Annotated in this window: 10 protein-coding genes and 1 riboswitch; of the genes, 5 read left to right on the top strand and 5 right to left on the bottom strand. The window is 41.9% G+C overall.

What is annotated here, in order from left to right; all coding sequences use genetic code 11:
* Nucleotides 1-32: 32 nt before the first annotated feature.
* Together IF202_RS05340 and tkt are read right to left on the bottom strand one after the other, a co-directional pair.
* Nucleotides 33-1,052 carry a type I glyceraldehyde-3-phosphate dehydrogenase gene (locus IF202_RS05340; RefSeq protein WP_191593860.1) on the bottom strand — a complete coding sequence of 340 codons (1,020 nt, stop codon included), beginning with the start codon at nt 1,050-1,052 and terminating at the stop codon, nt 33-35.
* A gap of 132 nt (nt 1,053-1,184) precedes the next feature.
* The gene (gene tkt / locus IF202_RS05345) at nt 1,185-3,185 is read right to left on the bottom strand and encodes a transketolase (protein ID WP_191593861.1); all 2,001 of its coding nucleotides are present in this window, start codon (nt 3,183-3,185) and stop codon (nt 1,185-1,187) included.
* A 219-nt stretch (nt 3,186-3,404) separates the two neighbouring features.
* Nucleotides 3,405-3,480, top strand: a riboswitch (SAM riboswitch).
* A 78-nt stretch (nt 3,481-3,558) separates the two neighbouring features.
* Here tkt and metK point away from each other — a divergent pair.
* The 5 genes from metK (at nt 3,559) to IF202_RS05370 (ending at nt 9,214) form a co-directional block, all read left to right on the top strand.
* A complete protein-coding gene (gene metK / locus IF202_RS05350) occupies nt 3,559-4,722 on the top strand; it encodes a methionine adenosyltransferase (protein ID WP_191593862.1) in 1,164 nt (387 codons plus the stop codon).
* A gap of 118 nt (nt 4,723-4,840) precedes the next feature.
* Nucleotides 4,841-5,572, top strand: coding sequence for a 16S rRNA (uracil(1498)-N(3))-methyltransferase (locus tag IF202_RS05355; protein WP_191593863.1), 732 nt, complete (start codon nt 4,841-4,843; stop codon nt 5,570-5,572).
* Between the two features lie 112 nt (nt 5,573-5,684).
* Nucleotides 5,685-7,163 (top strand): TolC family outer membrane protein, encoded by a 1,479-nt coding sequence (locus IF202_RS05360; protein ID WP_191593864.1) that lies wholly within the window; start codon nt 5,685-5,687, stop codon nt 7,161-7,163.
* Between the two features lie 236 nt (nt 7,164-7,399).
* Nucleotides 7,400-8,347 (top strand): glutathione synthase, encoded by a 948-nt coding sequence (gene gshB, locus IF202_RS05365; protein ID WP_191593865.1) that lies wholly within the window; start codon nt 7,400-7,402, stop codon nt 8,345-8,347.
* A 6-nt stretch (nt 8,348-8,353) separates the two neighbouring features.
* Entirely contained in the window at nt 8,354-9,214 is an 861-nt protein-coding gene (locus tag IF202_RS05370; protein ID WP_191593866.1) for an energy transducer TonB, read from the top strand.
* A gap of 174 nt (nt 9,215-9,388) precedes the next feature.
* On the opposite strand, the gene rpoH is transcribed toward IF202_RS05370, so the two are convergent.
* The 3 genes from rpoH to ftsE form a co-directional block, all read right to left on the bottom strand.
* On the bottom strand, nt 9,389-10,255 hold the full coding sequence (gene rpoH / locus IF202_RS05375) for an RNA polymerase sigma factor RpoH (RefSeq protein WP_191593867.1): 867 nt from the start codon (nt 10,253-10,255) through the stop codon (nt 9,389-9,391).
* A 130-nt stretch (nt 10,256-10,385) separates the two neighbouring features.
* Nucleotides 10,386-11,396 (bottom strand): permease-like cell division protein FtsX, encoded by a 1,011-nt coding sequence (gene ftsX, locus IF202_RS05380; RefSeq protein ID WP_191593868.1) that lies wholly within the window; start codon nt 11,394-11,396, stop codon nt 10,386-10,388.
* Complete coding sequence (gene ftsE / locus IF202_RS05385; protein ID WP_191593869.1) at nt 11,397-12,068, bottom strand: cell division ATP-binding protein FtsE; 672 nt, start codon at nt 12,066-12,068, stop codon at nt 11,397-11,399.
* Nucleotides 12,069-12,173: the final 105 nt, after the last annotated feature.

Below are 12,173 nucleotides of genomic sequence, written 5' to 3' on the forward strand. Positions count from 1 at the left end.
CGTCATTTAATTTTTATATTGTAATACAAATACTAGAGTTTAATCACATTAGCCCAATATTTAGCAACATCCAACATACGATTAGCATAGCCCCATTCATTATCGAACCAACACAATAGCTTAACCATACGCTTATCTATTACTTGCGTTTGCGTACTATCAATAATGACAGAGCGAGGGTCGTGGTTGAAATCAACAGAGGCATGCGCCTCTTTAGAAAACCCCATTAATTCGACGTATTTACCGTTGGCTGCTTGTTCTAATTGTTTATTTATTTGCTCTGCCGTTACATCTCGACCTGTGCGTAACACTAAATCAATAACAGAAACATTCAACGTCGGCACACGAACAGCATTACACCCCATTTTCCCATCAAGCTCCGGCATCATACGAGTGATACCTTTAGCCAACCCCGTATCAACAGGAATAATAGAGCTTAGCGCGGCACGCGTTAAACGTAAGTCTTTAGTATGGTATCCATCAATAACAGGCTGATCATTCATTGCAGAGTGAATAGTTTGAGTTGTACCGTGCTCAACTCCAGAAAACTGTTTAATCACGTCCAAAACGGGAATCAAACAATTTGTTGTACAAGAGGCTGCAGAGACAATGCAATCATCAGACTGAATGTCCTCATGATTAAAACCATAGACTATAGTTGCATCTACATCCGCTGCGGCTGGCTGAGAAAGTAGTACACGAGGCACTCCCGCATCCAAATACGCCTGAGCACCATCCCTATCTGCAAAGCTCCCCGAACATTCAAACACCATATCTAAATTAAGAGATGCCCAATCGAGCTCACTTGCTTTCGTGCAGGCGAAGCATTCTATGGAATCATCACCAATAATTAAGGCGTTGTTTTTTATTGTAACAGGAAGTGGAAAGCGACCATGTGTTGTGTCATAGCGTGTAAGGTAACTAATTGTCTCAATATCAGACAACTCATTGATCGCCACCACATGAATGTGATCGCGGTAACCGTTTTCATAGAGAGCACGCAGTACTGAACGCCCTATACGACCATAACCATTGATAGCGACTCGCAACATAAGCCCTACTTCATCGAAAAACGATCTACTATCGTTTTCACTTTTCTTTCTAAAAAAGGAAAAAGGAAAAAGGGGTGGATAAAATACCGCCCCTTTTTTCTTATCGAACCACTTACCATTCAATGATAAGAATTAAACAGCTAAAATTTTCTCAGCTGTCTCAACAACGTTATCAACCGTAAAGCCGAAGTGTTTCAATAAATCGCCACCAGGAGCAGATTCACCGAACGTTGTCATGCCAACCGTTGCACCATCAAAACCAACGTATTTGAACCAGAAGTCCACATGCGCCGCTTCAATTGCAACACGTTTAGTCACATTACGTGGCAGCACAGATTCTTTATAAGTCGCATCTTGCGCGTCAAAGACATTCGTTGACGGCATAGAAACCACACGAACCTTTTTGCCTTTTGCCGTTAATGCTTCAGCAGATGCCATCGCCAATCCGACTTCAGAACCGGTCGCTAATAGAATAAGGTCAGGCGTACCCGCACAGTCTTGCAAGATGTAACCACCTTTCGCAACATTATCTAATTGCTCAGCGTTACGTGCTTGCGCAGATAAGCCTTGACGAGAAAAGATCAAAGACGTTGGACCGTCACGACGCTGAATCGCAGCCGTCCAAGCAACAGCCGTTTCAGCTGCATCACATGGACGCCATACCATCATGTTTGGAGTCATACGCAAGTTAGCAAGCTGTTCAACCGGCTGGTGCGTTGGACCATCTTCACCTTGACCAATAGAGTCATGGGTATAAACGAAGATATTTTGAATACCCATTAGAGCAGACATACGAACCGCATTACGTGCATATTCCATGAACATCATGAAAGTCGCGCCGTAGTTAATGAAACCGCCATGTAAAGAAACACCATTCATGATGCCACTCATGCCGAATTCACGTACACCGTAATAAATATAGTTACCAGCAGGGTCTTCTTGAATACCTTTTGAGCCAGACCAAAGTGTTAAATTAGAACCTGCAAGATCAGCAGAACCACCCAACAATTCAGGCAACATGGCACCAAAAGTACCAATAGAATTTTGCGAGGCTTTACGGCTCGCAATATTCTCGCCTTTGTCTTGGCTTTCTTGAATAAAGGCTTGAGCCTTCGCTTCAAAGTCTGCAGGCAATTCGCCTTTCACAACGCGACGATCAAATTCAGCCGCCAATTCTGGGTAAGCCGCTTTATAAGCGTCAAACTTAGCCGTCCACTCAGTTTCAAGAACAGAGCCAGTGTCTTTCGCATCCCAACCAGCGTAAACATCTGCAGGAATATCGAATGGCGCATACGGCCATTCAAGAAATTCTCGAGCCGCTGCAATTTCAGCGTCACCTAATGGTGCACCGTGGCAATCGTGACTGCCTGATTTATTTGGAGAACCAAAACCAATAACTGTTTTACAGCAAATCAATGTTGGTTTGTTTGTTTCTGCTTTTGCCGCTTCGATAGCCGCTTTGATCGCTTTAGGATCATGTCCATCTACGTCAGCAATCACATGCCAGCCGTACGCTTCAAAACGCTGTGGCGTATTATCTGTAAACCAACCTTCAACATGACCATCGATAGAAATACCGTTGTCATCCCAAAACGCGACCAACTTACCAAGACCCAGTGTACCAGCCAATGAACATGCTTCATGGGAAATACCTTCCATTAAACAGCCATCACCAAGGAAACAATAGGTGTTGTGGTCAACAACATCATGACCTTCACGGTTAAATTGTGCAGCCAAGGTTTTTTCAGCAATCGCCATACCAACAGCATTACTAACACCTGCCCCCAAAGGGCCCGTTGTCGTTTCAACACCGTCGGTATAACCATATTCTGGATGACCTGGTGTTTTAGAATGCAGCTGACGAAATTGCTTTAAATCTTCAATTGATAATTTATAACCAGACAAATGCAACAAAGAATAGATAAGCATAGAACCGTGTCCGTTTGACAATACAAAGCGATCACGATCAACCCATTTTGAATTATTAGGGTTATGTTTTAGAAAATCATTCCATAATACTTCAGCGATATCCGCCATTCCCATCGGTGCACCTGGGTGACCTGAGTTAGCTTTTTGTACGGCATCCATACTTAATGCGCGTATGGCGTTAGCAAGTTGTTTACGAGACGGCATGGTTATTCCACTCCTGATAGCTTAACGAATGATAAAAAGAACATTTTCTTCATAATAGAGCCACCATACAATGCTGACACCACTGTTATGCCCAAAGAATGGGCAAAGAAAATGAAATAATATAAAAGTTGCACCATCCTAACAAAAAAACCATGCCATGACTCGCTAAAATCTGCTTATTGGGTTGATATTTAAACAGCTCTAGTTCATTATCAACACTTAAATAAAAGCGTCGATTTGTCTCGGCTTGCGGACGCTATATAAATGCTGCTAAACAGATTCAGTTAGACCTGTTTAGCACTTTTAGATGCCAAACAGGTTTTTTTATGCCTGTTTGGTGACTTACTCAGCTAATTAAGAGGAGACATTAAATATGTCAGAATATTCGTTATTTACTTCAGAATCCGTTTCTGAAGGCCATCCAGACAAAGTTGCAGACCAAGTGTCTGACGCCATCCTTGATGCGATTCTTGCAGAAGACCCTGAAGCCCGTGTTGCTTGTGAAACTATGGTAAAAACAGGCATGGTTCTGGTTGCGGGTGAAGTCCGTACTAACGCTTGGGTTGATATTGAAGAAATTGCTCGTGGCGTTATCCGTGATATTGGCTATAACAGTTCAGAAATGGGCTTCGATTGGGAATCATGTGCTGTCATGAATGCCATCGGTAAACAATCTGCTGATATCGCTGTTGGTGTCGATGAAGCCAGCGAAAAAGAACTCGGTGCGGGCGATCAAGGTCTAATGTTTGGTTTTGCAACAAACGAAACCGATGTATTGATGCCTGCTCCTATTACTTATGCCCATCGCCTTGTTCAACGTCAAGCTGAAGTTCGTAAAAATGGTACGTTAGACTTTCTTCGCCCAGACGCAAAAAGCCAAGTTACTTTCCGCTATGATGAAAATGGTAAGCCTTGCGCGATTGATGCGGTTGTTTTGTCAACACAGCACAGTGCAGCGGTAAAACAAGCGGACCTTCGTGAAGCAGTAATGGAAGAAATCATCAAGCCTGTTTTACCAGCAGAATGGTTATCCAAAGACACCAAATACTTTATCAATCCAACAGGCCAATTTATCATTGGTGGACCTGTTGGTGACTGCGGTTTAACGGGTCGTAAAATCATTGTAGACACATACGGCGGCATGGCCCGTCATGGTGGCGGTGCGTTTTCTGGTAAAGACCCATCCAAAGTAGACCGTTCAGCCGCTTATGCGGGCCGTTATGTAGCGAAAAACATCGTTGCTGCAGGTTTAGCTGATAAATGTGAAATTCAAATCTCTTATGCTATTGGTGTGGCTGAACCAACATCGATCAGTATCAATACATTTGGTACCGGTAGAGTAAGTGATGCAATAATCAGTCAGCTTGTTCGCGAGAATTTTGAACTGCGTCCAGCTGGATTGATTAAGATGTTGGATCTGAAACGCCCAATTTATCTACCAACAGCCGCTTATGGTCACTTTGGCCGTGAAGGTGAGAACTTCACATGGGAAAGAACAGATAAAGCTGAAGCATTACGTAAAGCAGCTGGCTTATAACTTTCTGACCTACCACTCTATAAAGCTTTCTACCGAGTACACTTAATACGGTAGAAAGCTTTTTTTATGTCCGCTATTTATGTATTCTCCGCTTAAATTCACGCTCATAGGACAAAGTATGCGTATTCCACGACTTTTTATCGACACAGATCTCAATGAGAATACGACTATTACGTTGCCCGATTCTACCTTTCAACACGTTTGTAAAGTATTACGCTTAAAGTCCGATCACCCACTTCGTATATTTAATAGTAGAGGCGGCCAATATCATGCCACGCTATGTGATGTGGAAAAACGCTCTGCCAGCATATCTATCACTCAATTCGAGCCACTTAATAATGAATCTCCCATACTCGTCACTGTTGGACAAACTTTATCCCGCGGCGAGCGCATGGACTATGCCATTCAAAAATCGGTTGAAGCTGGTGTTTATGCCATTCAACCTTTGTTTAGTGAACGATGTGAAGTAAAATTACAAAGTGACAGAATTGAAAAACGTCTACAACATTGGCAACAAGTTGCAATAAGCGCCGCAGAACAATGTGGTAGAGGTATTGTTCCTGTTGTTCATCCACCTGCAGAACTGACCGATTGGTTGGTTGAATGTAAAGATATGTTAAAGCTCACCTTGCATCACCACAGTGCAAAGCCTATAAATAAGTTCGAATGTCCAGCAAATAAGCAAGTAGCGTTACTTATTGGGCCTGAAGGAGGTTTGAGCGAGAAAGAGGTGCAACTCTCTGAAAGCAATGGATTTAATGCTATTACACTAGGCCCAAGAGTACTCAGAACAGAAACCGCTCCTATTGTCGCCCTGAGTGTGATTAATACGCTATGGGGTGATATTTAATTTAAATAATATGGAGTATAAATAGTCGTATAACTAACACAATCACTACATATTAACGGCCCTAATAGCTTTAAAATTTAAATCATATGTAACATAAGGAATGGATGAACACATGTTTTACAAAATAGTTATGATTTCAATGAGCTGCCTAGGGGTGGCTTTTTTATCTGTGACAGCCCAAGCAATCACGCTTGAAGAGGCGACTTATACTGCAATAGAAAGTAACCCTGAAGTTCGACAAGCAATTGCGAAATATCGTGAAACACAACAAAACTCCGACCTTGCTCGCAGCACTGGCTACTACCCAAGTGTCGATCTTTCTGCTGGAATAGGCCGTGAAACGACCTACGCTGATGACAACAGCTCAAGTGACGTAGATCTTACTCGTCGAGAATTAACATTATCTCTTAATCAGCCTATTTTTAGTGGCTTTTCAACTCAAAATGAAATCAAAAGACTCAACGGAGAAGCTCAAGCAGATCGCTGGACAGCATTAATTTCTGTTGAAAATACAGCATTAGAAGTGGCCCAAGTTTATGCTGATGTTTTACGTTATCGAGAGCTTGTCACCCTAGCAAAACTCAACCTTGAAACACATGAACGCATTTACGGCCAAATCAAATTAAAAAGTGATACTGGTATAGGTCGTCAATCAGACCTTAGTCAAATAACAGCTCGCCTTGCTAAAGCTCATTCAAACTACCTTGCAGCGGTTAACAACCTTAGAGATGCAGAAAGTAGCTATCAAAACATTATAGGAGAACTTCCTCCTGAAGAGCTAATTTACCCAGTGCCAGATAGTGATTTATTACCACAAGACCTAGAATCGGCAATTAGTGAAGCTTTAAAGAAAAACCCTGCAATTGAAGGCGCATATTGGGATATTGCAGCCACAGAAAGCCTTCAAGACATTGTTAATGCAGATAAATACCCAACAATTAACTTTGTTTTAGAGCGAACTTGGGACAATAATCTGGACGGTGATGAAGGCTCAAGTGAAGATTTATTAGCCATGGTGCGATTGAATTATAACCTTTACAGTGGCGGCTCTCACAAACACAAAAAAGAAGCAGCAACACAACAATATATTCAGGCTACAGAGATACGTCGCAATACTATAAGAGATACAGAACTAACAGTACGATTAGCGTGGGCCGCTTACGAGGCGACAACAGGACAAAAAGAGCATATCCAACGATACGTTGTTGCAACCAAGGAATCACAAGTCGCTTATGAAAAGCAATTCCGTTTAGGTCGACGCACCTTGCTAGACGTTCTTGATAGTGAAAACGAGCTATTCCAAGCACGTCAAGACTACGTTAACGCGGACTACGATGAGCTGTTTTCAGAATTCCGTTTGTTTAATGCTAAAGGTGAATTAATGCGTGCATTCCGTATTTACCGCCCTCAATTACTTGGCTTCAATGACGCGTTTGATGAAAAAGACATTTCAATGCAAAAAACCAGTGCAATAGAAGAACTAACAGAAGTCGAGAATACAGTACAGAGCGAACCGATAATAAAAAACAACACAAACGATGTTGAAAGTGAACTGTTTTTGGATGCTGATGAAAATAGTGGAAGCTGGTAACCTTTCACGCTTAGATTAAATAATAAGACTGAATCAACAGGACGATATGAAACAATTCGAGCGTCTTGTTGATTTCCATAACTCTTTCACGTATCTCTATTTTCGACATCCAGAGTAACTATCTGCAAAGCATGGGTGTTTTTTCTTCTCAGTGCCCCCATATTTCTATAGCATCAATACCTATCAACTTATTTTTCAAAGCACAAACACGCTAATTTTGCTTTAGGAACCGCCTTATGACTATCAAACTCGGCATAGTAATGGATCCAATTTCGTCCATTAATTACAAAAAAGACACGTCACTTGCAATGCTATGGGCTGCTGCTGAAAAAGGCTGGCAACTAATTTATATGGAGCAAAAAGACTTGTTCCTAGACGATGGCAAAGCTTATGCCATGGCTCGTCCACTTAGCGTTCATAAAGACCCAGAACACTTCTATGACCTAGGCGAAGAAAGTAAAATGCCACTCGGCGATATTGACGTTATTCTGATGCGTAAAGACCCTCCGTTTGATAGTGAATTCGTCTATAGCACCATGATTTTAGAACAAGCTGAGCGAGATGGTGCCATGGTCGTCAACGACCCTAAAAGCTTACGAGATTGCAATGAAAAATTATTTGCAACTCAGTTTCCTCAATGCTGCCCACCAGTATTAGTGACACGACGTGCCGATTTGCTAAAGAGTTTTCACAAAGAACATGGTGACGTTATTTTCAAACCATTAGATGGCATGGGTGGAACCGCTATTTTTCGCTTAAAGCCAGATGATTCAAACGTCAGTGTCATTATTGAAACACTAACCAGCTTAGGTACAGAACAAATCATGGCGCAGAAGTTTATTCCTGAAATCAAACAGGGTGATAAACGCATCTTAGTCGTAAACGGTGAGCCAGTACCTTTCGCGCTTGCCCGTATTCCTGCATCTGGAGAAACACGTGGTAACTTAGCAGCAGGTGGTCGCGGTGAAGGTCGACCATTAAGCGATAGAGACCGTTGGATTTGCGATCAAATTATTCCCTCTCTGAAAGAGAAAGGTTTAATGTTTGTTGGCTTAGACGTAATAGGTGATTACCTTACTGAAATAAATGTTACTAGCCCTACCTGTGTTCGTGAGTTAAACGACCAGTTTGGACTTAACATTGCTATGACGTTAATAGAAGCTATTGAAGAGCGTCTTCAGTAATCCAGTATGCGAGTAATCGATAAGTTTTCCGTCGCACTGTTCATCGCCATTAGTTTTCATGTACTAATGGTGATGATCGTTGGCTTTGATTTTGAGCTTCCTACACCAAAGCCAAAAACATTGGAAATCACCTTGGTTCAACATACGACAAAAGCACCTAAGGATGCGGACTTCATTGCTCAAGCGAATCAGCAAGCTAGTGGCACAGAATTACGCAAACAAAAGCTTACCACAACAGAAAACGCTCAATTTTTATCAGACACCATTCAAGAGATATCTCCTCCCGTTCAGCCTCAGCTTGCATCAGCAAAGCCCAATGATGAGCCAAGTCTATTGGCTTCAAAAGACCAAGAAGCGATATTTGAGATTGCTGACGAGCCAGAAGAAGAGCCTAAAACACTTGAAGAACAATTTAGTGGACAAACTCAAATCCCAAGCCACTTATCAAATGACATTGCCACATTAGAAGCATTATTAGATCAACAGAGACAATCTTATGCCAAACGGCCGAGAATTCGCCGCTTGACCTCTGTGTCTGCAAAGGCAGCCATAGACGCACAATACTTAGACGATTGGCGACGTAGAATTGAGCGTATCGGTAACATTCATTATCCGGAAGAAGCAAAACGTAATAGTTTGTATGGCGAGTTACGTCTTGCCGTCATTATACTACCCAATGGTTATGTTGATGACATTGAGATCTTACATTCATCCGGCATGAGAGTGCTAGACGATGCAGCTATGCGTATTGTTCGTTTAGCCGCACCATTCCAAGCATTTCCTAGTGAACTTAAAAAAGAAGTCGATAAGCTCGAAATCATTCGTACTTGGCGATTTGTTCCAGGTAACCAATTACGTAGTTTATAACCCACCTCACGCTCTACCCCACTAGTTATTAACTTACACTCTTAAACCATTGTCATTTCGAGCCCTTCCTATAAAAATCACCCAAGCTATTTCAAACCAGTATAAAAAAACCCTCACTAGGAGGGTTTCTTTGTTTTTACATCAATTTTTTTTAAAATAGATTAGATCTCAGTATTAATCAAATTGACCGTCGCCCATGGCAAAACGTATTTTTTTCATTGCATTCTTTTCAAGCTGTCGAATACGTTCTGCAGACACACCATATTCATCTGCCAATTCATGCAATGTTGATTTCGCATCAGACAACCAACGCTGAACCAAAATATTACGGCTACGCTCATCAAGATCAGCCATAGCCTCTTGAAGACGCTGGTTAGAGTCTTCCGTCCAATCGCCATTTTCGAGCAAAGTCGCAGGGTCGGCACTATGATCTTCTAGATACTGTGATGGTGCTTTAAAAGCACTTTCGTCATCGTCATCTGCAGAAGCATCAAACGCCATATCAGACGAACTTAAACGTCCTTCCATTTGACGAACTACTTCAGGCGTAACACCTAAGTCACTGGCAACAGACTCAACTTCTGAATGACTAAACCAAGACAAAGTTTTTTTCGCGCTACGTAAATTGAAAAACATTTTACGCTGAGCTTTTGTTGTCGCAACTTTAACGATGCGCCAGTTTTTTAGAATAAATTCATGAATTTCAGCTTTGATCCAATGCACAGCAAAAGATACAAGACGCACACCGACTTCTGGATTAAAGCGTTTAACCGCTTTCATCAAGCCAACATTACCTTCTTGAATCAAATCGCCTTGGGCTAAACCATAGCCAGAATAACTTTTTGCAATGTGAGCAACAAATCTCAAATGCGACATAACAAGAGTACGCGCCGCCTCAAGATCTTCTTGATAGTACAGACGCTCGGCCAATGTCTTTTCTTCATCAGCTGATAAAATTGGAATTTTACTAACGGCCTGTATGTAAGATTCAAGGTTCTGACCTGGGATCATCATATCTGTAGGCTGGAGAGTTTTACTCATCTCTATTTCCACCTTTCTAATTGTTCATACTGTGTATGACAAAATATTACCAAGTAAACTCTGCATATGTGTGACATAAATGTGAATAAACTATGGCTATTACCTCAATACTGATTTTAGCCCTTTATGCTCACTGCAGTTCAATATTTGCTATATGGCGATTAACAGCAATCCAAGCTCCAATCACACCAACAAATGCACTAATAGTTAAACACAAAACGATCTCATCTGCATTAAAAGTCTGCAATTGAAAACCACTTTGATACAGGTCTATCAACCTCTCAGCAGGAGCACTTACCCACCAGCTAAGTGAGAAGATACAAAGGCTGGCAAAGAACCCGCCTAGAACACCAAACCAAAAACCCATGTATAAAAATGGCCGCCTAATGTAGGCATCTGTTGCACCTACCAGTTTCATTACTAGGACTTCATCTCGCCGACTCTCTACTGCCATTCGAATGGTGTTGCCCACTATCAAAAATACAGCAACAACCAGCAAAACCGATAACGCATAAGCAAACCGCTGCCCAAAACTCAGTATATTCGCAAGACGCTGTAACCATTGTGCATCTAATTCAGCGTATTCAACTTCTTCTTGTGATGCTAGCTGATCTCGCAATGCCTGTAAATTTGATAAAGTCGTCACATCAACCAACTCTTTGGGGATAACACGCAAAACTATCGGCAAGGGGTTTTCGGGTAATGCAGACAAAATTTGTTCGTACCCACTAGAACGCTCGAAATACCTTAAGCCTTCTTCTTTAGAAATATATTCGACTGATGCAACATCTATCTGAGCAGACACTCGATGAGATAAAGCAAGCGCTTGAGTATCTTCTAGCCCGGGGAACAAATAGAGAGTAATAACTGACTGTTGTTCCCATTGATCCGTCACAGACTGAACATTTTTTAACAAAACATACAGACCACCAGGTAAAGACAAGGCAATAGCTATTACCATAACAGTCATCACGCTAGACAAGGGGTAACCAACTAAACGCATAAAGCTTTCAGTTAATGTCGTCTGGTGTTGTCTCAAGTACTTACCTAGATGAAAAGAAGAGCGTGTCTGCAAATTGTGCTTCGTCGCTTTAATCGATTCTCTTGTTGCGCCTCGTTGTTGATTTGGTTTTTGTGCCATTTAGCCAAATCCTCCATCATTCACCATACGACCTTGATTCAAGGTCAATACACGATGACGCATACGAGCCACTAGCGCCAAGTCATGGCTCGCCACTAAAACCGTAACACCAACACGATTAAACTCTTGAAAAAGATTCATAATTTCAGTAGATAACTTGGGGTCTAAGTTGCCTGTTGGCTCATCAGCCAATAACAACTCAGGCTTGTTAACCACTGCTCTCGCGATGCCAACTCTCTGTTGTTCACCACCAGATAAGGCCATTGGATTGTATTTTTCTTTATCCAGAAGGCCTACTTTATCCAGTGCCGCTCGTACTCGCTTAGCAATTTGCTGAGGGTCTGCCCCACTCACCTGTAACGGCAAAGCGACATTATGGAAAACACTTCGATCAAATAGTAGCTGGTGATTCTGAAAAACCACGCCAACGCGGCGCCTATGTTGAGGGATTGCTCGGCGGCTCAAAGTTCGCAAATCAATACCATCAACTAAAATTTGCCCAGACGTTTGACGCTCAATCATCATCATGAGTTTCATTAAGGTACTTTTACCGGCGCCAGAATGCCCTGTCAGAAATGCCATTTCACCTTGCTGTAAATGAAAATTCACATTCGACAGCGCTTCTTGTCCGCTCTCGTATTTTTTGCCCACTCGCTGAAATTCAATTTCCACGTCGACCCACTATCCTTAAATTGGAAAAAGAAGCCTTGAATGATGATCGAGCAGATCATTCAACTCTTCTTATTTCGCTATCAAACTGTTTTATTCTCTACCAAA

Source organism: Marinomonas colpomeniae (genome assembly GCF_014803385.1).
GTDB lineage: Bacteria > Pseudomonadota > Gammaproteobacteria > Pseudomonadales > Marinomonadaceae > Marinomonas > Marinomonas colpomeniae.

Coding starts and splice junctions, on each gene's coding strand:
- IF202_RS05340 (WP_191593860.1), bottom strand. CDS start 1,052: ATGTTGCGAGTCGCTATCAATGGTTATGGTCGTATAGGGCGTTCAGTA.
- rpoH (WP_191593867.1), bottom strand. CDS start 10,255: ATGAGTAAAACTCTCCAGCCTACAGATATGATGATCCCAGGTCAGAAC.
- IF202_RS05360 (WP_191593864.1), top strand. CDS start 5,685: ATGTTTTACAAAATAGTTATGATTTCAATGAGCTGCCTAGGGGTGGCT.
- ftsX (WP_191593868.1), bottom strand. CDS start 11,396: ATGGCACAAAAACCAAATCAACAACGAGGCGCAACAAGAGAATCGATT.
- gshB (WP_191593865.1), top strand. CDS start 7,400: ATGACTATCAAACTCGGCATAGTAATGGATCCAATTTCGTCCATTAAT.
- metK (WP_191593862.1), top strand. CDS start 3,559: ATGTCAGAATATTCGTTATTTACTTCAGAATCCGTTTCTGAAGGCCAT.
- tkt (WP_191593861.1), bottom strand. CDS start 3,185: ATGCCGTCTCGTAAACAACTTGCTAACGCCATACGCGCATTAAGTATG.
- IF202_RS05355 (WP_191593863.1), top strand. CDS start 4,841: ATGCGTATTCCACGACTTTTTATCGACACAGATCTCAATGAGAATACG.
- IF202_RS05370 (WP_191593866.1), top strand. CDS start 8,354: ATGCGAGTAATCGATAAGTTTTCCGTCGCACTGTTCATCGCCATTAGT.